Here is a 19655-nt window from a genome sequence, read left to right as displayed (position 1 = left end):
CTCCCCTTCCTCATGACCTCATGACACCGTCCTGGAAAGGACCCCGCATGACCATCACACTCGAACACCCCCCGGTGAACAAGCAGCTCCCGGCCCAGGCCACCGGTGTCCTCGACATCGCGCACAACGGGCAGGGGTACCTGCGCCGGGCGAGCTGCGAGCCCACACCGTCCGACGTCCAGGTCCCCGCCGCGCTGATCCGCCGGCACGGCCTGCGCAGGGGCGACACCGTCGAGGGCGTACGCGGCGGATCCCGCGCCCTCACCGAGGTACGGCTGATCAACGGCCGTACGCCCCAAGAGGCGTCCCGGCGACCGCACTTCCGCGACCTCACGCCGCTGCACCCCCGCGAGCGGCTGCGCCTCGAACACCCGGCGAGCGCCCTCGCGGGACGGGTCGTCGACCTCGTGGCGCCCGTCGGCAAGGGGCAGCGCGGCCTGATCGTCGCGCCGCCCAAGACCGGCAAGACAGTGCTGCTCCAGCAGATCGCCGCGGCCGTCGCGGGCAACCACCCCGAATGCCACCTCATGGTGGTGCTGCTCGACGAGCGGCCCGAGGAGGTGACCGACATGCGGCGCTCGGTACGCGGCGAGGTCTTCGCCTCGACCTTCGACCGGACGCCGAGGGAGCACATCGCGCTCGCGGAACTCGTCATCGAGCGGGCCAAGCGGCTCGTCGAGTCCGGCCAGGACGTCGTCATACTCCTGGACTCCCTGACCCGCCTGTGCCGCGCGCACAACAACGCGGCCGCCGCCGGTGGCCGCACCCTCAGCGGAGGCGTCGACGCCTCCGCGCTCCAGGGCCCCAAGCAGCTCTTCGGGGCCGCGCGCCTGGCCGAGGAGGGCGGCTCCCTCACCATCCTCGCCACGGCCCTGGTCGAGACCGGGTCCCGGGCGGACGACTTCTTCTTCGAGGAGCTCAAGGGCACCGGCAACATGGAGCTGCGCCTCGACAGCGCGCTCGCCTCCCGGCGCGTGTTCCCGGCGGTGGACATCGTCCCGTCCGGTACCCGGCGTGAGGAACTCCTGCTCTCCGGGCCCGAGTTGGCAGCCGTACGAGGGCTGCGCCGCGCCCTGCGGACCCGGGACGGCCAGGCGAACCTCGAAACCCTCCTGGAGCGACTGCGGGCCACGCCCGACAACGCCGCCTTCCTGCGCCGGATCCAGCCGACGCTGCCCTCCGCCTGAGGCCCGCCCGCGTGCGGCATCCGGGTGCTGCATCCGCCCGGCGCGGCCCGGTGACCCGTCGGACGGCGCCGACATTCCTACGTTGATCATATGACCATCGGATTCTCATCCCGCGTCGCCATCGCGTGCTCCGTCGTCTGTGCGGTCGGACTGCCGGCCCTCGCGCCGGGTTCCGCCGCCGCCCGCGTCGGGACGGACCCGGGGGCGGCGAGACCCGCGGCCTCGCAGCCGGCGTCGCTGGACCGCCCCGGGACCCAGGTCCTGCCCCGCGCCGGGGCGCCCGCCCTGCCCGAGGTCTCCGCGCTCTCGTGGCTGGTCGCGGACGCCCGCACCGGTGAGGTGCTCGCCGGGCACGACGCGCACCGGCCCCTGCCGCCCGCCAGCACCCTCAAGACGCTCTTCGCCCTCACCGTGCTGCCCGTCCTGCCCGGCGGTGTCCAGCACACCGTCAAGGGGGCGGAGCTGGCCGGGATCGGCGACGGCAGCAGCCGGGTCGGGGTCACCGAAGGACACACCTACCGCGTCGCCGACCTGTGGCGCGGGGTCTTCCTGAACTCGGGCAACGACGCCGTCCACGTGCTGGCCTCGATGAACGGCGGCTGGCAGTCGACCGCGGCCCAGATGCAGGCCAGAGCCCGCGCCCTCGGCGCCCACGACACCCGGGTCGTCTCCCCCGACGGCTACGACGCGCCCGGCCAGGTCTCGTCGGCGTACGACCTCGCGGTGTTCGGCCGGGCCGGGCTGCGCAACCCGGACTTCGCGCGCTACTGCGCCACCGTGCGGGCGAAGTTCCCCGCCGGGGACTGGTCCTACGACATCCAGAACACCAACCGGCTGCTCACGGGCGCGGACGGGGTCGCCCCGTACCCGGGACTGATCGGGGTGAAGAACGGCTACACCACCAACGCGGGCAACACGCTCGTGGCCGCGGCGCACCGGGGCGGGCGCACCCTCGTCGTCACCGTGATGAATCCGAGGGCGGGCGGCGCCCACGCCGTGTACGAGGAGACCCGCTCCCTGCTCGACTGGGGCTTCGCCGCGGCCGGCCGCGTCACCCCGGTCGGCTCCCTCGTGCCGTCCCGCGCCACCCCGGCCGCCTCGTCACCGCCGGCCACCGGCGACACGTCGCCGCCCGCCCCGGCGACGGCGCAGGCCGGCCCCGCCGCGGCGTCCCCGGCGCCCGGCGGGGCGGACGACGGCGGCTGGTGGGACACGGCGGCGATCGTCGGCGCGGCGGTAGTGGGCGCCGGGGCGATGGCCCTGACCCTGCGCCGCAGACCCCACGTCCCGCGCCGCTGACCCGGCCCTGTTCTCGTATGGCCACGGCGAACGGACATGCAGCGCAGAGTGAGGCTCGGGACCGGAGCGGTCGCGAGGGTCGATGGCACAGCGATCGGCGGTGCCGGCGATCCTCCGCACGGATCTACCGGATCCCGCTGACGACATGGGGATGGATGCTCGCCGGCGAACCGGCGCCGACCGGACCCGCCCGCCGGGGCGCGAAGCCTCCCGTCTTCCCCCTCATCGCGATCGACGGCCCAGTCCCGCCCGAGGTGCCGGCCGAGCCAGCGGCGGCGCGGGCGGACGAGATGGACGCCGACACCGTCCACCAAGGTCCGGGGCGCCACGACCGCCGCGCCCGCAGCCATGCCGTCCGGCACGGGCCGACGCCTCGCCGAACCGCCGGCGTATCGCTCAGCGGGGCCTGAGTCCGTCGACGACGATGTCCAGCATGCGGTTCAGCTGGGGGCGCTGCTCGGGTGCGCCGGCCACGGAGAGCACACCGGCGAGGATGCCGCCCACCTCGACCGGGTCGATGTCGCCGCGCAGTTCTCCTGCTGTGGCGCCGGCCTCGAGCACCATCGCCAGGACCTGCTGGACCTCGTCGCAGACCGGTCCGCTGCCGAAGCGGCCGGAAGCGCTCATGGCAACCAGGGCCTCGCAGATGCCGCGTCGTTCACCGGCCCAGTCGGCGAATCGGAGCATCCACGCGTGGAGGGCCTGCGCGGGCGGCTTGGTGGCCAGCAGGGTGCGCGCGTCTTCACGCAAGGGCCGGATCTGGTCCCGGTAGACCTCTTCGACCAGGTCCTCTCGGGTGGGGAAGTGCCGGTACAGGGTGGCATTCCCCACTCCCGCGCGCTTGGCGATCGCGTCCAGCGACATCGCACGTCCGGATGCGAAGGCTTCGGTGGCCGTGGCGATCAGCTGCTCGCGGTTGCGCTGCGCGTCGGCGCGCAGGGTGCTGCGTGGAGGTGTCATGACCTTCGCGATCTTGAGTGTCGGACGAGGCTCGGAAACGATTCGGGGATGTCCCCGGTTCAGTGTACGGTGAGGCAAACGGGGAGTTCCCCGGTTACGGGTGGTCTCACCCATCGCTTCAGCGACGGAAGGTTCGCCTTGCCTACAGCCCTCGTCACCGGGGGGACGACCGGGATCAGCAGAGCGACGGCCGAGCCCTCCAAAAGGCCCTTCCCGTCATGAACGACGGGGGCTCGATCGTGCTGGCCGTCGGCGTGGGATCCCGTCGCGGCACCCTGGCGCCACGGTGGGGGCGGCCACACGCGGCGCGCTGGAGGCCATGCCGCCCTCGCTCGGGCTCGAACTGGCCCCGCGCAGGATTCGCGTCAACGCCGTGAGCCCCGGGGCCACCGACACCCCTCTGCTCAACAAGCTGGGGCGCCCGGAGCGGCCGGGACGCCATGCGCTCGAAGAGCCCCTTCGAGCGCTTCGGATCCGGCCAGGAGGTCGCGGAGGCAGTCGCCTTCCTCGCCTCGGACGCCGCCGGCTACATCACAGGCCAGGACATCACCGTGGCGGGCGGCTACGGGTTCGGCGCCTGAAACCCGGGCGGGTCGACCACCGATCCGCACCTCTCGAACGCCACGAACCGCACCTCACAGGAGAACACGATGGCACTCACTCTCGACACTTATCGGCTGCTCGGCCGTTCCGGACTCCGGGTCTCACCGCTGGCGCTGGGCACGGCGACCTTCGGCACCGAGTGGGGCTGGGGCGCCGAGCGCGACGAGGCGCGCAAGCTCTTCGACCGCTACACCGAGCTCGGCGGCAACTTCTTCGACACCGCCAGCACCTACACCAACGGCAGTTCCGAGCGACTGCTCGGCGAATTCGCCCGCACCAACCGCGACAAGATGGTGCTGGCGACGAAGTACTCGACGCTGCGTCAGCCCGGTGACCCGAATTCCGGTGGTACCCACCGCAAGAGCATGCTGGCGTCGGTGGAAGCCAGCCTGCGGCAGCTGAACACCGACTACATCGATCTGCTCTACGTGAACGTGTGGGATTTCAGGACGCCGGTGGAGGAGATCCTGCGGGGCCTGGACGACCTGGTGAGGCAGGGCAAGGTGCTGTACGTGGCGATCTCCAGCGCCCCGGCCTGGCAGGTGTCGCGCATGCAGGCGATCGCCGACCTGCGCGGCTGGTCGCCACTGGTCGCACTGGAGACCGAGTACAGCCTGATCGAGCGCACCGCGGAGCGTGACCTGATCCCGATGGCACGCGAGATGGGACTCGGCGTGGTCCCCTTCTCCCCGCTGGGCGGCGGGGTGCTCACCGGCAAGTACAGCCGGGAGGACCAGAACCAGGCGGGCTCCGTTGCCGGCGAAACCGCCGGCAACCACAAGAGCCTCAACGTCGCCCTGGGATGGGTCACCGACCGCAACCTCGCCATTGCCGATGCGGTGAAGGAGGTGGCCTCGGAGCTGGGCCGCACACCCGCCCAGGTCGCACTGGCCTGGACCCTGAACGCCCCGGGCGTGACGGCACCCGTCATGGGCGCCCGCACCATCGCGCAGCTGGAGGACAACCTGGGTGCCCTGCGGGTCGACCTCACTTCTTCCCAGCTGGCCCGCCTCAATGAGGTCAGCGCCATGGACCTCGGCAATCCGCACGGCCTGCTCGCCAGCGATCACATCCGCACGGTCACCACGGGCGACATGAAGATCGAAACCCTCGGCTGATTCGCTGCATGAACAGCGACATCCAGATACATCGACATGTCTTTAATCGTGGAACGGAGCAAGCTCGGTATGGGTAGGTACAGCGACAAAAATGTAGTGATCACGGGTGGCAGCAGCGGCATGGGGCTCGCGCTGGCGGAGCTGCTGGTGCAAGGTGGAGCCCGCGTGGTGATCACCGGCCGTTCCCAGGCCAAGTTGGACGCGGCACGCGAGCGGCTCGGCGAGAATGCCGTGGCCGTCCGGGCGGATGTGGCCTCACCGTCCGACCTGGATATGCTCGTCGGCCGCGTACAGAGCGAGCTCGGCTCGATCGAGGCTCTGTTCGTCAACGCCGGCATCTCCCCCCTCACGCCCCTCGAGTCGACGACCGAGGACGTGTACGACGAGCTGTTCGCGATCAACGTCAAGGGCGCCTTCTTCACTGTGCAGAAGCTCGCCCCGCTACTGAGCGCGAACGCCGGCGTCGTCCTCACCACCTCGATCGCGAACGTCATCGGCATGGTGGACACCAGCGTTTACGCAGCTGGCAAGGCGGCGCTGCGCTCGATGGCCCGCACCTTCTCCCGCGAGCTGCTTCCGCGGGGAATCCGTGTCAATGCGATCAGCCCGGGTCCCATCGACTCGGGGATTCTGGAAACGATGAACTTGTCCAAAGAGGCCGCTGACCAGTTCAGGGCGGAGCGGACCGCAAGCAACCCCGTGAAGCGCTACGGCACCGTCGATGAATTCGCCAAGGCGGCCGCATTCCTCGCCTTCGACGCCACGTACACCACCGGCATCGAGCTGGCCGTGGATGGCGGCGAGACCCAGCTCTGAGCTCGTCTGCCGTCCCGCCACGGGCGTAAGGCCCGCTGCCACGGCGGTTCCAGGGGGCGTCGCAACACGTGGTCGTGTCGATCAGGCCGCGAGCAGTTCGTGCAGGCGCTCGGCTGGGCCTTCCCAGCCGAGCGTTTCGCGTGGGCGGCCATCGAGTTCGGCGGCGACGGCGTCAAGATGCTCGCACCCGTCAGAAGACCGACAGGCCCGTCAGGGTCGTGAACCGGTCCAGGGCCGCGACGCCGGCCACCGAGTTGCCCCGCTCGTCCAGTCCCGGGCTCCACACGCACAGCGTGCAGCGGCCGGGCACGACGGCGATGATGCCGCCGCCGACACCGCTCTTGCCGGGCAGCCCGACACGGTAGGCGAAGTCCCCCGCCGCGTCGTACGTGCCGCAGGTCAGCATGACCGCGTTGACCTGCTTGGCCTGGCTGCGGCTCAGCAGCCGGGAGCCGTCGGCGCGGACGCCGTGCCTGGCGAGGAAACCCGTGGCCAGCGCGAGGTCGGCGCAGGACGCCTCGACCGAGCACTGCCGGAAGTACTGCTCCAGGAGCACGGGCACGGGGTTGCCGATGTTGCCGTAGGACGCCATGAAGTGACCGAGCGCCGCGTTGCGGTCCCCGTTCGCTGCCTCGGAGGCGGCGACCTCCGCGTCGAAACCGACGTCCCGGTTGCCGCTCTCGGCGCGCAGGAACTCCAGCAGCACGCCCGCCGCGTCACCGGTCCGGGTCTGCAGCCGGTCGGTGACGACGAGCGCGCCCGCGTTGATGAACGGATTGCGCGGGATGCCGTTCTCGTACTCCAGCTGCACCAGGGAGTTGAAGGGGTTGCCGGAGGGCTCGCGGCCGACGTGTTCCCACAGTTCGTCGCCCTCGCGGGCCAGGTCGAGCGCCAGCGTGAAGACCTTGGTGATGGACTGCGTCGAGAACGGCTGCCGCCAGTCCCCCACCCCGTACACCGTGCCGTCCAGCTCCGCGACGGCCATGCCGAAGCTGCGCGGATCGCAGGCGGCGAGCGCCGGGATGTAGTCGGCGGGCCGCCCCCGGCCGGGCCGCTGCGCGATCTCGGAGGCGATGCGTTCCAGAACCGGCAGGAAGGTGAAGGAGGACGAGGGCACGGACATGATCGCCATTGTGCCGCGCGCCCGGCCTCCCGGCTCGTCCCTCGTGCGCGCAGACCCGCAGACCCGCAGACCCGTAGACCCGCGGAGTTTGAGCCCCGCGCAGCCCCTGAGCCCCGCACCGGCGCTCTACGGCTCGCCCCGACAGACGCGTACGGCCGCCCTCCGGCTCCTCGCGGGGTTCCGGGGCCGCCGTCCCGGACTCAGAGCACCCCCGCGCCCAGCAGGCCGAACAGCAGCAGACCCACGGCGATCCGGTAGATCACGAAGGCGTTGAAGGAGTGCTTGGCGACGTACTTCAGGAGCCAGGCGATGGAGCCGTACGCCACCACGAAGGAGACGACCGTCCCGGCCACGAGCGGGGCGGCCCCGACCCCCGTGCCCAGGGCGTCCTTGAGCTCGTACAGGCCGGCGCCGGTCAGCGCCGGGATGCCGAGGAAGAAGGAGAGCCGGGTGGCCGCGACCCGGTCCAGGTCGAGGAGGAGCGCGGTCGACATGGTGGCGCCGGAGCGGGAGAACCCGGGGAAGAGCAGGGCGAGGATCTGCGAGCTGCCGACCAGCATCGCGTCCTTGAAGGAGGTGTCGTCCTCCCCGCGCTTGTGCCGCCCCCTCCGGTCCGCCACCCACATGACGCCGCTGCCCGCGATCAGGGAGGCCGCGACCACCCACAGCGAGGCGAGCGGCCCCTCGATGAGCGGCTTGGCGGCCAGGCCCACGACGACGATGGGAACGGTCGCGCAGATGACCCACCAGGCGAACTTGTAGTCGTGCGAGTGGCGCTGTTCGGGGTCGCGCAGTCCCCGGCCCCAGGCGGAGACGATCCGGACGATGTCCTTGAAGAAGTACACGAGCACGGCGGCGATCGCGCCGACCTGGATGACGGCCGAGAACCCGACGACGGCGTCGTCGTCGACCGGAATGCCCATCAGCCCCTCGGTGATCTTCAGGTGGCCGGTCGAGGAGACGGGCAGGAACTCGGTCACCCCCTCGACGGCTCCGAGGACGACGGCCTGACCGACGCTGATGACGCTCATGGGATCCAGTTCTGCTCAGGGGCGGAGTGCGGCGGCCCCAGTCTTACTACACGCAGGTGAGCGTCCTCGGCCCTGAACCGGAGCCGGCGGCTACGCCCACCACGCTTCGGCGAGGGCGACACCGGCGAACGCGGCACCCAGCCCGGTCACCACGCTCGCGACGACGTTGACGGCCGCGTACCCGCGCGCCCCGCCCTCGGCCAGCCGCAGGGTCTCGTACGAGAAGGTCGAGTACGTGGTCAGCGCGCCGCACAGACCGGTGCCGAGGAGCAGTTGGAGGTGCGACGTCGCGGCGCCCGCGGCGGCGGCGCCGGTCAGCAGGCCGAGGACGAGGCACCCGACGACGTTGACCGTGAAGGTGCCCCAGGGGAAGACGCTGTCGTGCCGCGACTGCACCGCCCGGTCGGTCAGATAACGCAGCGGGGCACCGACGACGGCGCCGGCGATGACGAGCACCCAGTTCACAACGACCTCTTACCTTTCCCCGCCCGTTTCGCCTGTTTCACCCGCTCCGCCCGCGCGGCCCGCGTACCGGACGACCTCGCAGTCGTCGAGGATCACGAGACCCTCACCGACGAGTTCGTCGAGCTGCGGCAGGAAGCCGCGGACGCGGTCCTCGCTGTCCACGATCACGATCGCGACGGGCAGGTCCTCGCTGAGGGAGAGCAGCCGGGAGGTGTGGATCAGCGAAGAGGCGCCGTAGCCCTCGATGCCCCGGAAGACGCTCGCGCCCGCCAGCCCGGCGGCGCGGGCGCGGTGCACGATCTCCGAGTAGAGCGGCCTGCGGTGCCAGGTGTCGTTCTCGCCGATGAGGATCGTCACCCGCAGCGCGCGGCCCGTCAGCCTCGTCATGCCCGCCTCCGTTCCAGGACACGGCGCGTCGCCGCCGCGGCGAGCCCCACCGCCGCGAGCGCCGCACAGAGGGTCGCGGTGAGGTAGGCGAACCCGGTCCGGGCGTGGCCGGTGTCGACGAGTCGCTGGATGTCGACGGCGTACGTCGAGAAGGTGGTGAAGCCGCCGAGGACGCCGGTGCCGAAGAAGGGGCGCACCAGCCGGTGGGCCGCCCACACGTCGGTGATCAGCACCATGAAGACGCCGATCACGGCGCAGCCGGCCACGTTCACCCCGAAGGTCGCCCAGGGGAAGCCACCGGTGCGGGTGGGCCACAGCAGCGACACCGCGTACCGGGCGGTCGCGCCGACGCCGCCGCCGAGGGCGACCGCGGCCACGACCGGGGCCTGGCCGCGCCACGGCGAGGGCCGGCGTGCGGGCACGGGCCGGGTGGCGTCCGGACCGGTGGAGCCGGGGAGGCCCGGACCCGGGGGTGCGTCCACCCGGTCGGGGTGCGGCACTGTCATGGGGCTCCTCCTCGCCGGGACCCGGCAGGTCCTTGGCCGCGCGCTCCGGACGCGTGCGCACCGGCCGGGCGGAGCCCGTCGGCGGTACCCGCGCCGCACGGGGGCCGCCGCGCGCCGCCGCCGCACACCGGGTAAAGATCACGGACGGTGAACAGCGTAACGCCGGGGGCGCGGGCGGCGCATGCGGGTCAGCCCGCGGCGGCGGGCGGTTCGCAGACCGCGACGCCCTTCTCCCACAGGCTGCCGAGGACCAGCATGCCGTCGGCCTCGCACACGCTGGTGACCATGCGGAAACCGGAGTGGCGGCGTTCCAGGTGGTGCACGACGCGGCCCTCGTCGTCGACGGCGAGGACGCCCGCGAACCCGGTCGGACGGAAGGGGGCGCGCACCGCCGCCCGGGCCGCCGCGCGCCGTACGGCGGGGCCGCGCCGGTGCAGGAGTTCCAGGGCGGGGATGCGCGGGCCGGCCAGCGCCACCCAGATCAGGCCGCCGGGGCCGCGCCAGATGTTGTCCGGCTGCCCGGGGAGGCCGGCGGCGAACGTCCCGCTCCGGCCGGCGTCCGGTCCGGTGAGCCCGTAGCGGGTGAGGCGGCTCGCGCCGGTCTCCGCGAGGACCAGGAACGACTCGTCGGCGGCCGACGCGAGTCCGTTGGCGAACTGGAGCCCGTCGAGCAGGACTTCGGGCTCCTTGTCGCCCGGCGCGAGGCGCAGCAGACGTCCGGTTCCGGTGTGCTCGACGAAGTCGCCGATCCACTGCTCCAGAGGGTGGCTGCGGCTGGAGACGGTGAAGTAGACGGTGCCGTCGGAGAGTGCGGTCACGTTGCTGCAGAAGCGGAGCGCCTCGCCGTCCACCGAGTCGGCGAGGACCTGTACGGTCCCGTCGGCCAGGCGCACGCGCAGCAGGCCCCTGCGGGCGTCGCACACCAACAGGTCGCCGTCCGGCAGCAGTTCGAGGCCCAATGGCCGGCCACCGGTCCGTGCGAGCACCTCGACGCGTGCCGCGCCGGGGCCGGCCAGGCCGTCCAGCCGCAGGATGCGACCCTCCTCGTCGCCGGTCAGCACCCGGCCCCGGGCGTCGGCGACCACGTCCTCCGGACCCCGGCCTCCGATCCCGACGTACCGCCGGGGCGTGAACGCGGCGGGGCGGGGGGTGTCCTGCGACTGGGTCATACGCCTGTTCCGTTCGTCGTGGTGGCCGGTCGCCCGGTGCGGCCCGTGCCTGTCCGGGTGTGAGCGTTGCTCGTGCCATCCGGGCGTGGGTGTTGTCGGTGCGATCGGGAGGCGGGTGCTGCCCGTGACTGTCCGGCGGGTGCGGCCCGGGCGTGCGGGGTGGGCCGCCTGGGGCCCGCTTCACGTCGGGCGGGCCGGGCAGGTCGGGCGGGTGCCCGGCTACCAGCCCTTCTCGAAGAGGTGCTTGACCTCGGCGATGCGGTACTCGTCGCGGCGGTACACAGTGCGTCCCCCGGTCCGCTCGGCCCGCAACAGGCCGCAGCGGGCGAGGAGTTCGAGGTGCGCGCCAGCCACGGGGACGCTCATCCCCAGTGCGGCGGCCACGGACCCCGGGCTGACGCCGGGCGCTTCCCGGTCGGCGGCCGGGTACGCCGGGGAGGCCCCGGCGGACTTCCTCATCCACTCCAGGATGTCCAGGCGGTCTTCACCGGCGCGTACCTTCAGCATCTCGTCCCCCTCCGTCGCGGCGTCTTGAGCCACTGTCCCGCGTCCGGAGGTGACGCGCAGGGCCCTTCGGTCCTTTGGCGAGGGCCGGACGGGCAGAAGTGGCCAACAGATCGCCCCGGCGGACCCGTGGGACCTCAAGGGCCCGGCTGCCCGGGCAGCCGGGCCCTCACACGCTCAGCGGTGTCCGAACCACGAGACGGCCGGAAGCGCCCTGTCGTCGTAGCCGAACAGCGCCTGATTCTCCCAGCCGTTGCCGGACGCCGGGTCCGCGGGGTCCCAGCCGTTGCCGGCGACCGCGGTCCAGGTGGCCTCCCAGTAGAAGACACCGAGCCCGCGGCCGTTCGGGACGGCCTCGACGACGCTCGTCACGTCCCGCATCCACGCGGACTGCCCGGCGGGCGAGGCCGGGTAGCCCGGGACCAGCTCACCGGTCGTGTCGATGATGTCGGTGAGCGAGTCCTCGCTGCCCAGCCGGAACGGGTACGCCGTCTCGGCGACGAAGACGGGCTTGGCGTAGCGGGCCGCCGTGTCGTCCAGGGTCGTCTGGAAGTCGGCGAACGAGCCGTGCCAGTAGCCGTAGTAGGACAGGCCGACGGCGTCGAAGCGCACGCCGTTCGCGACGGCGTTGTCGAACCACCAGCGGGTGCCCGCGAGGTCGCCGCCCTTGGCGAGGTGCAGCGCCACGACGGTGGACGAGGAGACCGCCTTGGCCGCGCTGTACCCGGAGTCGAGCAGCCCGGCGAGCTGGGGCCAGTTGTCCGTGGAGCCCTCGGACCAGAGCATGCCGCCGTTGATCTCGTTGCCGATCTGCACCATGTCGGCGGTGGTGCCCTGCGCCTTCAGCGCGTTGAGGACGTCGTACGTGTGCTGGTAGACGTCGGTCTTGAGCCGGCTGTACGAATGGCCGGACCAGGCGGCCGGTTTGGCCTGGGCGCCGGGATCGGCCCAGGTGTCCGAGTAGTGGAAGTCGACCAGGAGCTTCATGCCCTGGGCCTTGACGCGCTTGGCGGTCGCGAGGACGTGCGCCTTGTCGTTGTAGCCGTCGGCCGGGTTTACCCAGACCTTGAGGCGGGCGTAGTTCATGCCGGCCGACCTGAGGACGGCGAGGGCGTCGCTCTTGGTGCCCGAGGCGGTCCGGTAGACACCGCCGTACGCCTCGCTCTTGGCGAGGGAGGAGATGTCGGCGCCCTTCACGAGGACCCCGGTGGAACCGCGGGTGAAGGTCAGGTCGTCCACGTTGATCCAGTTGCCCGCGTTGGCATCGGACTCGACGCTGATCGTGCACTGGTTGTTCGTCACGGCGACGGAGGTGACGATCCGGATCCAGCCGCTCGTGGAGACCGGCAGGTCGGTGCGCTGCTCGGCGCCGCCGCAGTTCTTCAGGGCCAGCCGGGCCGCGTTCTGTCCGCCGCCCGAGCGGACCCGGGCGGTAAGGGTGTACGTCCCGTTGGTGAGGCCGGACAGGTACTGGTACGTCTCGACCTTGTAGGCGGAGGACGACCAGTGGGTGAGGCGGTAACCGCCGCTGTGGCCACCGGACTCGGTGAAGGAGGCGGCGTTCTGGCCGGCCGCCGAGTAGGTCGACCAGCCGGTCGGCGTGGCCGTCCCGGTGCCGTCGGACTCGAATCCGCCGTTGGTGAGGGTGGCCGCGGCGTGGGCCTGGCCGGCGGGGAGCGTGGTGAGTGCCAGTCCCGCGAACAGCGGTATCAGCAGGGTCCGTAGGGCGCGTCTCGCGTGGAACATCGTCGTCCCTTCGACAAAGGCGGGGGGACAGGGGGAGAGCGGTGCCGTGCCGAGGGAGCGGGCACGGCACCGCGGGCCGGCCGGATGTCCCCCCGGAATCCGGCCGGTGTCTTGGGGGTTCGCCGCAGAGGGCGGCGCGCGGCCCGCACCGTCGACTTGTCGGCTCGTCGGTCGGCAGGTCGCCTTCGGGTGGGGCGGGGCGCCGGGGCGCGGCGCGCCGGTGGGACGCGCCGTCCCCGGCCGGGTCAGCCGTCGAGTCGCAGGACCCGGACGGCGCCCGCGGGCACCGCGAGGCGGCCGGCCGCGCGCTCGCCGGTGAGCAGTTCGGTGCCGGCGGCGTCGAGCGGCACCTTGGCGTCCGTCGCGGTGTGGTTGAGGGCGAAGAGATAGGTGCCCGACGGCCCGCTGCGGCGCACCACCTCGACGTCGCGCGGCAGATCGGTGCGGGGCGCGATCCGGGCGTCGTCGGCCGCGCGGCCGAGCACGGTGTCCAGCCCCTGGGCGGCCAGCCGGGTGGAGAGGTACCAGGCGGTGCCCTCGCCGAGGCGGTGCCGGGTGACGGCCGGACGGCCCGCGGTGAGGCCGTCGGCGTACGTCCAGACCGTCTCGGCGCCGCGCGGGACGACGAACTCGCTCCACACGTCGCCGGTCAGTTCGGCGCCCTCGGGCCCGGTGATCCGCACCCGGTCCCCGGCGAGCAGCGGCGAGAACTCCTCGACGGTCAGGCCGAGTACGTCCCGCAGGGCTCCCGGACAGGCGCCCTCGTGCACGGCGTCGTGCTCGTCGACGATGCCGGAGAAGTACGAGACGACGAGGGTGCCGCCGTTCTCGACGTACGCGCGGACGTTCCTGCCCGCGGCGTCCGTCATCAGGTACAGGGCGGGCACGACGACGAGGGGGTAGGCCGACAGGTCCGCTTCCGGGTGGGCGAAGTCGACGGTGAGGTGACGGTCGTACAGCGCCTCGTAGAAGGCGTCGGCGCGCTCGCGCGCGTCGTGGTCCTCGCTGGGCCGCCACTGGAGTCCCTGCGCCCACCAGGAGTGCCAGTCCCACAGCATCGCGGCGTCGGCGACCGTGCGGGTGCCCTTCACCTCGGCCAACGACTCGACCGAGGCGCCGAGTTCGACGACCTCGCGCCACACCCGTGAGTCCGTGCCCGCGTGCGGCAGCATCGCCGAGTGGAACTTCTCGGCGCCGCGCCGGGACTGCCGCCACTGGAAGAACATCGCGCCCTCGGACCCTCGGGCCACGTGGGCGAGGGAGTTGCGGGCCATCTGGCCGGGGGCCTTCGCGGGGTTGCGCGGCTGCCAGTTGACGCCCGAGGTGGAGTGTTCGAGCAGCAGCCAGGGCGCGCCGCCGCCCACCGAGCGGGTGAGGTCGGCGGCCATCGCGAGGTTCACGTGGGTGCGGCGGCCGTCGGTGATCAGGTAGTGGTCGTTGGTGACGAGGTCGACCTCGCGGCCCCAGGCCCAGTAGTCGATGGAGTCGCACTGGCTCAGGGCGGTCATGAAGTTGGTGGTGACGGGGACGCCGGGCGCGAGGCGGTGCAGGATGTCCCGTTCGGCCACGAAGTTCTCGCGCAGTGTGGCGTCCGCGAACCGCCGGTAGTCCAGCGCCTGGGCGGGGTTGCCGACCGTGGGCGTGACGCGCGGCGGGTCGATCTCCTCGAACGCGGCGTAGCGCTGGCCCCAGAAGGCCGTCCCCCAGGCCTCGTTGACCGCCTCCACCGTCCCGTACGTCCGGGTGAGCCAGCGGCGGAAGTGCTGTGCGCAGCTCTCGCAGTAGCAGGCGGAGACGGGGACGCCGTACTCGTTGTGGACGTGCCACAGGGCGAGCGCGGGGTGGCCGGCGTAGCGCGTGGCGAGCCGGGTGGTGACGGCGGCGGCGGCCCGGCGGTAGTCGGCGTTGCTGTGGCAGATGGCGCCGCGTGATCCGAAGGCGTAGCGGGTGCCGTCGGCGGTGACGGGCAGCGCGTCGGGGTGGGCGCGGTAGAACCAGGCGGGGGGTGCCACGGTCGGCGTGCCCAGGTCGGCGCGGATGCCGTTCTCGTGCAGCAGGTCCAGGAGGCGGTCGAGCCAGCCGAACTCGTGGACGCCCGGCTCGGGTTCGAGGAGCGCCCAGGAGAAGATCCCGACGCTCACCATCGTGACGCCGGCTTCGCGCATCAGCCGGACGTCCTCCGGCCAGACGGACTCCGGCCACTGCTCGGGGTTGTAGTCCCCACCGAAGGCGAGCCGGGTGAGGCCCTTCGGGGTGGTCTCCGGCATGGATCTCTCCCGTTTGAGTCGATCAATTGGGAACGTGCACACACATCCCCGGTGGCGAGAGCCCAACATAACCGCACAGCAACAACCATTGACAAGTGTCCGGGATGTTTCTCTACTGTGAACGCTCACAGAAGCATGGCAGGTCGTCCGCAGCAGGCGGAGGCCCAGGTCAGGGGAGAACATTCCATGCCGAACAAGAAGCTCCACCGTCTCGCGGCCACGGCCGTCGCCGTCGCTCTCGGGGCCACCGCGCTCACCGCCTGCGGCTCGTCGGACGAGGACGGCGCGGCCGAGTCGGGGCCGGTCTCGCTGACGTACTGGACCTGGACACCGGGCATGGACAAGGTCGTCGACCTGTGGAACGAGGGGCCCGGCAAGAAGCAGCGGATCCGGGTCACGGTCAAGAAGCAGGCGTCCGGCGACACGCTCGTCACCAAGATCCTCACCGCGCACAAGGCGAAGAAGGGCCCGGACCTGGTGCAGGCCGAGTACCAGGCGCTTCCGACGCTGGTCAGCAACGACGCCCTCGCCGACATATCCGCCGACGTGGACGGGGTGAAGGAAAAGTTCGCCGACGGCGTCTGGCAGCAGACCACCCTCGGCTCGGACGCGGTCTACGCGATCCCGCAGGACTCGGGGCCGATGATGTTCTACTACCGCGAGGACCTGTTCAAGAAGTACGGCCTGACCGTCCCGACGACCTGGGACGAGTTCGCCGAGACCGCCCGCGCGCTCAAGAAGAAGGCCCCCGACAAGGACCTCACCACCTTCTCGGCCAACGACTCCGGGCTCTTCGCGGGTCTCGCCCAGCAGGCCGGCGCCAAGTGGTGGACCACTTCGGGGGACAAGTGGAAGGTCGGCATCGACGACGCGGCGACGCGGAAGGTCGCCGACTTCTGGGGCGGCCTCGTGAAGGAGGGCGCGATCGACAACCAGCCCATGTACACCCCGGCCTGGAACAAGGCGCTGAACACGGGCGAGCAGATCGCCTGGGTGAGCGCGGTGTGGGCGCCCGGCACGCTCACCACCGCCGCTCCCGACACCAAGGGCAAGTGGGCCATGGCCCCGCTGCCGCAGTGGTCCGCCTCCGAGGACGTGACGGGCAGCTGGGGCGGCTCGTCCACCGCCGTCACCACGGACTCCGGGCACCGTGAGGCCGCCGCGAAGTTCGCCGCCTGGCTCAACACGGACCGCGCGGCGCTGACCGCCCTGGCGAAGGAGGGTGGCATCTACCCCGCCGCCACCACCGCGCAGACCAGCGAGGCGTTCCTGAAGCCGCCGGCCTTCTTCACCAACCAGCCGGACTTCTACTCGCGGGCCGCCGAGATCGCCGGGACGACCGCCCCCTCCGCCTGGGGACCGAACGTGAACGTCGCGTACACCTCCTTCAAGGACGCCTTCGGGGCCGCCGCGAAGAACAGGTCGGACTTCGGCGCCGCCCTCAGGACGATGCAGGACGACACCGTCGCCGACCTGGAGAAGCAGGGCTTCGAGGTCGCCCGGTGAGGACGGCACGCCGCAGGCCGTACGGGGCCCAGGCGGCCCCGTACGGCCCCGCCTCCACCGCCGCGCCCGTGAAGCGCACCCGAAGCGCGCCGTATCTCTTCCTGTTGCCCGCTACCGCCCTGTTCGCGCTCTTCTTCGCGCTGCCCATCGGCTACGCGATCTGGCTGAGCCTGCACAAGGTCCAGGTCAAGGGCCTGGGACTCGGCGCCGGCGCCCGCGAGGAGGTCTGGGCCGGGCTCGGGAACTACGCCGACGCGTTCACCGACTCCGAACTGCTCCACGGCGCGCTGCGCGTCCTCGGCTACGGCGCCATCGTCGTCCCGGTCATGCTCGGCCTCGCCCTGCTCTTCGCGCTGATGCTCGACACCGAGCGGGTCCGCCTCGCACCGGTGACCCGGCTGGCGATCTTCCTTCCGTACGCCGTCCCCGGTGTCGTCGCCGCGCTGCTGTGGGGCTTCCTCTACCTGCCCGACGTCAGCCCCTTCTACTTCGTGCTCGACCGGCTGGGCCTGCCCCAGCCCGACCTGCTGGACGGCGGCCCGCTGTATCTCGCCCTGTCCAACATCGCGGTCTGGGGCGGCACCGGCTTCAACATGATCGTCATCTACACCTCGCTCAGGGCGATCCCGGCGGAGGTGTACGAGGCGGCCAGGCTGGACGGCGCCACGCCCCTGCAGACCGCCCTGCGGATCAAGATCCCGATGGTGGCGCCCTCGCTGGTGCTCACCTTCTTCTTCTCGATCATCGCGACGCTCCAGGTGTTCAGCGAGCCGACCACCCTCAAACCGCTCACCAACTCCGTCTCCACCACCTGGAGTCCGCTGATGAAGGTCTACCAGGACGCCTTCGGCAAGGGCGACATCCACTCGGCGGCGGCGACCGCGGTGATCATCGCCGTGGCCACGCTCCTGCTGTCGTTCGGCTTCCTGCGCGCCGCGAACTCCCGCGAGAAGCAGGAGGAAGCCCGATGAGTTCCCTCGCCGTACGCAAGTCCGTCCCGGTCGCCGGCACGACGCCCGGGACCGCCCAGGGGCCGCCGCCGCGCCGCCGGATCGCCCTGGTGCCGACGCTCACGCTGGTGCTCGGCGCGGTGTACTGCCTGCTGCCCGTGGCCTGGGTGGTGATCGCGGCCACCAAGTCGGGCAGCGAGCTGTTCTCCACCTTCACGTTCCTGCCCGGCACCGGCTTCACCGAGAACGTCAGGGACCTCGACGCCTACCGCGACGGCATCTACTGGCGGTGGATGGGCAACTCCGCCCTGTACGCGGGACTCGGCGCCCTCCTGTCGACGGCCGTCTCGGCCGTGAGCGGCTACGCGCTCGCCGTCTACCGCTTCCGGGGCCGCGAGGCCGCGTTCAACGTGCTGCTCGCGGGTGTGCTGATGCCGCCGGTGATCCTCGCGATCCCGCAGTACCTGCTGCTGGCGAAGGCCGACCTCACGGATTCGTACGCCTCCGTGCTGCTCCCTCTCGTCCTGTCCCCCTACGGCGTGTATCTCGCGCGGATCTACGCCGCCGCGGCCGTGCCCGGTGACGTGGTCGAGGCCGGGCGGATGGACGGGGCCGGCGAGTGGCGGATCTTCACCCGGATCGCGCTGCCGATGATGGTGCCCGGACTGGTGACGGTGTTCCTGTTCCAGTTCGTCGCGGTGTGGAACAACTTCCTGCTGCCGTACGTCATGCTCAGCGACGACGAGCGGTTCCCGATCACGCTCGGCCTGTTCACCCTGCTCGAACAGGGCTCCAACACCCCGGCGCTCTACACGCTGGTCGTCACCGGAGCCCTGCTGGCGGTCGTCCCGCTGATCGCCCTGTTCCTGGTCGTCCAGCGCTTCTGGAGTCTCGATCTGCTGTCCGGAGCCGTAAAGTCGTGACCATGAACAACACGGGGGGCAGACGCAGGCCGCCGACGATCCACGACGTGGCCCGCGAGGCCGGCGTCTCCCGGGGAACGGTCTCGCGCGTCCTCAACGGCGGCCACTACGTCAGTCCCGCCGCGCAGGAAGCCGTCAACGCCGCCATCCGCAGGACCGGTTACGTCGTGAACCGGCACGCCCGCTCGCTGATCACCGGACGCTCCGACTCGGTCGGCTTCCTGCTGACCGAACCCCAGGAGCGGTTCTTCGAGGACCCCAACTTCAACGTGCTGCTGCGGGGCTGCACGCAGGCCCTGGCCGCGCACGACATCCCGCTGCTGCTGATGCTCGCGGGCACCGAGGACGAACGGCGGCGCATCACGCGGTACATCACCGCCGGCCACGTCGACGGGGTGCTGCTGGTCTCCAGCCACTCCGGCGACCCCGTCGCCGAGGAGCTGCGCGCGGCGGGGGTGCCGCTCGTCGCCTGCGGCAAGCCCATCGGGCTGGGTTCCAAGGTGAGTTACGTCGCCGCGGACGACCGGGACGGCGCCCGCGACATGGTGCGCCACCTGCTGTCCCTGGGCCGGCGCCGGATCGGCGTGGTGACCGGTCCGCTGGACACCCCCGGCGGCGTGGAACGGCTCGCGGGCTACCGCGAGGTGCTCACCGAGGCGGGCGTCGAGGCCGACGAGCGCCTCGTCGTGCCGGGCGACTACAGCAGGGCGAGCGGCGAGGCGGGGGCCGAGCGGCTGCTGGCGGAGGCGCCGGACATGGACGCGGTCTTCGTCGCCTCCGACCTGATGGCGCAGGGGGTGCTCGCCGCCCTGCAGCGGGCCGGGCGGCGGGTCCCCGAGGACGTGGCGGTCGGCGGCTTCGACGACTCCCCCGCCGCCACCTCGGCGTCCCCGGCGCTCACCACCATCCGCCAGCCCTGGGACCGGATCAGCGCCGAGATGGTACGGGTCCTGCTCGCCCAGATCGGCGGCGAGGACCCGGCCGCGGTCATCCTGCCCACGGAACTGGTGCGCCGCCGCTCCACCTGAGCACCCGGGCGGCGACCGGTCAGGATCGGAGAAGCAATCCGCCCCTCCCCCGCCCTAGCGTGGGAGG

General features: G+C 71.9%; 18 protein-coding genes and 1 pseudogene. 9 read left to right on the top strand and 10 right to left on the bottom strand.

Annotated features, from left to right (window positions below; all coding sequences use genetic code 11):
- The first annotated feature begins 47 nt into the window (after positions 1-47).
- On the top strand, positions 48-1187 hold the full coding sequence (gene rho, locus ACWGIS_RS17755) for a transcription termination factor Rho (RefSeq protein ID WP_453363356.1): 1140 nt from the start codon (positions 48-50) through the stop codon (positions 1185-1187).
- A 90-nt stretch (positions 1188-1277) separates the two neighbouring features.
- A complete protein-coding gene (locus tag ACWGIS_RS17750) occupies positions 1278-2486 on the top strand; it encodes a D-alanyl-D-alanine carboxypeptidase family protein (protein ID WP_453363355.1) in 1209 nt (402 codons plus the stop codon).
- 396 nt (positions 2487-2882) lie between these two features.
- On the opposite strand, the gene ACWGIS_RS17745 is transcribed toward ACWGIS_RS17750, so the two are convergent.
- On the bottom strand, positions 2883-3446 hold the full coding sequence (locus ACWGIS_RS17745) for a TetR/AcrR family transcriptional regulator (RefSeq protein WP_453363354.1): 564 nt from the start codon (positions 3444-3446) through the stop codon (positions 2883-2885).
- Between the two features lie 319 nt (positions 3447-3765).
- On the opposite strand from ACWGIS_RS17745, the pseudogene ACWGIS_RS17740 reads away from it, so the two are divergent.
- From ACWGIS_RS17740 to ACWGIS_RS17730, 3 genes and pseudogenes are all read left to right on the top strand, one after another.
- Positions 3766-4027, top strand: a pseudogene (locus ACWGIS_RS17740) (SDR family oxidoreductase).
- A gap of 69 nt (positions 4028-4096) precedes the next feature.
- On the top strand, positions 4097-5167 hold the full coding sequence (locus ACWGIS_RS17735; RefSeq protein ID WP_453363353.1) for an aldo/keto reductase: 1071 nt from the start codon (positions 4097-4099) through the stop codon (positions 5165-5167).
- 69 nt (positions 5168-5236) lie between these two features.
- Complete coding sequence (locus ACWGIS_RS17730) at positions 5237-5983, top strand: SDR family oxidoreductase (protein ID WP_453363352.1); 747 nt, start codon at positions 5237-5239, stop codon at positions 5981-5983.
- Positions 5984-6173: 190 nt separating this feature from the next.
- On the opposite strand, the gene ACWGIS_RS17725 is transcribed toward ACWGIS_RS17730, so the two are convergent.
- The 9 genes from ACWGIS_RS17725 to ACWGIS_RS17685 form a co-directional block, all read right to left on the bottom strand.
- Complete coding sequence (locus ACWGIS_RS17725) at positions 6174-7115, bottom strand: glutaminase (protein ID WP_453363351.1); 942 nt, start codon at positions 7113-7115, stop codon at positions 6174-6176.
- Between the two features lie 191 nt (positions 7116-7306).
- The gene (locus tag ACWGIS_RS17720; RefSeq protein ID WP_453363350.1) at positions 7307-8137 is read right to left on the bottom strand and encodes an undecaprenyl-diphosphate phosphatase; all 831 of its coding nucleotides are present in this window, start codon (positions 8135-8137) and stop codon (positions 7307-7309) included.
- 90 nt (positions 8138-8227) lie between these two features.
- Positions 8228-8602 carry a fluoride efflux transporter CrcB gene (crcB, locus tag ACWGIS_RS17715; protein ID WP_453363349.1) on the bottom strand — a complete coding sequence of 125 codons (375 nt, stop codon included), beginning with the start codon at positions 8600-8602 and terminating at the stop codon, positions 8228-8230.
- A 9-nt stretch (positions 8603-8611) separates the two neighbouring features.
- Positions 8612-8989, bottom strand: a complete 378-nt coding sequence (locus ACWGIS_RS17710; RefSeq protein ID WP_453363348.1) for a DUF190 domain-containing protein — start codon at positions 8987-8989, stop codon at positions 8612-8614.
- Positions 8986-9495, bottom strand: coding sequence for a fluoride efflux transporter CrcB (gene crcB / locus ACWGIS_RS17705; RefSeq protein WP_453363347.1), 510 nt, complete (start codon positions 9493-9495; stop codon positions 8986-8988). The genes ACWGIS_RS17710 and crcB (ACWGIS_RS17705) overlap by 4 nt, the downstream gene beginning before the upstream one ends.
- 188 nt (positions 9496-9683) lie before the next feature.
- Positions 9684-10664: an SMP-30/gluconolactonase/LRE family protein gene (locus ACWGIS_RS17700; protein WP_453363346.1), complete on the bottom strand. Its 981-nt coding sequence runs from the start codon at positions 10662-10664 to the stop codon at positions 9684-9686.
- A 219-nt stretch (positions 10665-10883) separates the two neighbouring features.
- A complete protein-coding gene (locus ACWGIS_RS17695) occupies positions 10884-11171 on the bottom strand; it encodes an ArsR/SmtB family transcription factor (RefSeq protein ID WP_453363345.1) in 288 nt (95 codons plus the stop codon).
- Between the two features lie 174 nt (positions 11172-11345).
- Positions 11346-12914, bottom strand: a complete 1569-nt coding sequence (locus ACWGIS_RS17690) for a glycoside hydrolase family 53 protein (protein WP_453363344.1) — start codon at positions 12912-12914, stop codon at positions 11346-11348.
- 245 nt (positions 12915-13159) lie between these two features.
- Complete coding sequence (locus tag ACWGIS_RS17685) at positions 13160-15181, bottom strand: beta-galactosidase (RefSeq protein ID WP_453363343.1); 2022 nt, start codon at positions 15179-15181, stop codon at positions 13160-13162.
- A 186-nt stretch (positions 15182-15367) separates the two neighbouring features.
- Between ACWGIS_RS17685 and ACWGIS_RS17680 the strand changes: the two genes are divergently transcribed.
- The 4 genes from ACWGIS_RS17680 to ACWGIS_RS17665 are packed head-to-tail and all read left to right on the top strand — an operon-like array spanning position 15368 to position 19588.
- The gene (locus ACWGIS_RS17680) at positions 15368-16687 is read left to right on the top strand and encodes an ABC transporter substrate-binding protein (RefSeq protein ID WP_453363342.1); all 1320 of its coding nucleotides are present in this window, start codon (positions 15368-15370) and stop codon (positions 16685-16687) included.
- Positions 16684-17658: a carbohydrate ABC transporter permease gene (locus ACWGIS_RS17675; RefSeq protein WP_453363341.1), complete on the top strand. Its 975-nt coding sequence runs from the start codon at positions 16684-16686 to the stop codon at positions 17656-17658. The genes ACWGIS_RS17680 and ACWGIS_RS17675 overlap by 4 nt, the downstream gene beginning before the upstream one ends.
- Positions 17655-18560, top strand: a complete 906-nt coding sequence (locus tag ACWGIS_RS17670) for a carbohydrate ABC transporter permease (protein ID WP_453363340.1) — start codon at positions 17655-17657, stop codon at positions 18558-18560. The genes ACWGIS_RS17675 and ACWGIS_RS17670 overlap by 4 nt, the downstream gene beginning before the upstream one ends.
- On the top strand, positions 18557-19588 hold the full coding sequence (locus tag ACWGIS_RS17665; RefSeq protein ID WP_453363339.1) for a LacI family DNA-binding transcriptional regulator: 1032 nt from the start codon (positions 18557-18559) through the stop codon (positions 19586-19588). The genes ACWGIS_RS17670 and ACWGIS_RS17665 overlap by 4 nt, the downstream gene beginning before the upstream one ends.
- Positions 19589-19655: the final 67 nt, after the last annotated feature.

The sequence above is a fragment of the Streptomyces sp. NPDC054842 genome, from assembly GCF_053611025.1.
The sequence above is the reverse complement of the archived record's forward strand: the minus strand, read 5'-3'. Positions and strand labels throughout refer to the sequence as shown.

Coding starts and splice junctions, on each gene's coding strand:
- rho (WP_453363356.1), top strand. CDS start 48: ATGACCATCACACTCGAACACCCCCCGGTGAACAAGCAGCTCCCGGCC.
- ACWGIS_RS17750 (WP_453363355.1), top strand. CDS start 1,278: ATGACCATCGGATTCTCATCCCGCGTCGCCATCGCGTGCTCCGTCGTC.
- ACWGIS_RS17745 (WP_453363354.1), bottom strand. CDS start 3,446: ATGACACCTCCACGCAGCACCCTGCGCGCCGACGCGCAGCGCAACCGC.
- ACWGIS_RS17735 (WP_453363353.1), top strand. CDS start 4,097: ATGGCACTCACTCTCGACACTTATCGGCTGCTCGGCCGTTCCGGACTC.
- ACWGIS_RS17730 (WP_453363352.1), top strand. CDS start 5,237: ATGGGTAGGTACAGCGACAAAAATGTAGTGATCACGGGTGGCAGCAGC.
- ACWGIS_RS17725 (WP_453363351.1), bottom strand. CDS start 7,115: ATGGCGATCATGTCCGTGCCCTCGTCCTCCTTCACCTTCCTGCCGGTT.
- ACWGIS_RS17720 (WP_453363350.1), bottom strand. CDS start 8,137: ATGAGCGTCATCAGCGTCGGTCAGGCCGTCGTCCTCGGAGCCGTCGAG.
- ACWGIS_RS17710 (WP_453363348.1), bottom strand. CDS start 8,989: ATGACGAGGCTGACGGGCCGCGCGCTGCGGGTGACGATCCTCATCGGC.
- crcB (WP_453363347.1), bottom strand. CDS start 9,495: ATGACAGTGCCGCACCCCGACCGGGTGGACGCACCCCCGGGTCCGGGC.
- ACWGIS_RS17700 (WP_453363346.1), bottom strand. CDS start 10,664: ATGACCCAGTCGCAGGACACCCCCCGCCCCGCCGCGTTCACGCCCCGG.
- ACWGIS_RS17695 (WP_453363345.1), bottom strand. CDS start 11,171: ATGCTGAAGGTACGCGCCGGTGAAGACCGCCTGGACATCCTGGAGTGG.
- ACWGIS_RS17690 (WP_453363344.1), bottom strand. CDS start 12,914: ATGTTCCACGCGAGACGCGCCCTACGGACCCTGCTGATACCGCTGTTC.
- ACWGIS_RS17685 (WP_453363343.1), bottom strand. CDS start 15,181: ATGCCGGAGACCACCCCGAAGGGCCTCACCCGGCTCGCCTTCGGTGGG.
- ACWGIS_RS17680 (WP_453363342.1), top strand. CDS start 15,368: ATGCCGAACAAGAAGCTCCACCGTCTCGCGGCCACGGCCGTCGCCGTC.
- ACWGIS_RS17670 (WP_453363340.1), top strand. CDS start 17,655: ATGAGTTCCCTCGCCGTACGCAAGTCCGTCCCGGTCGCCGGCACGACG.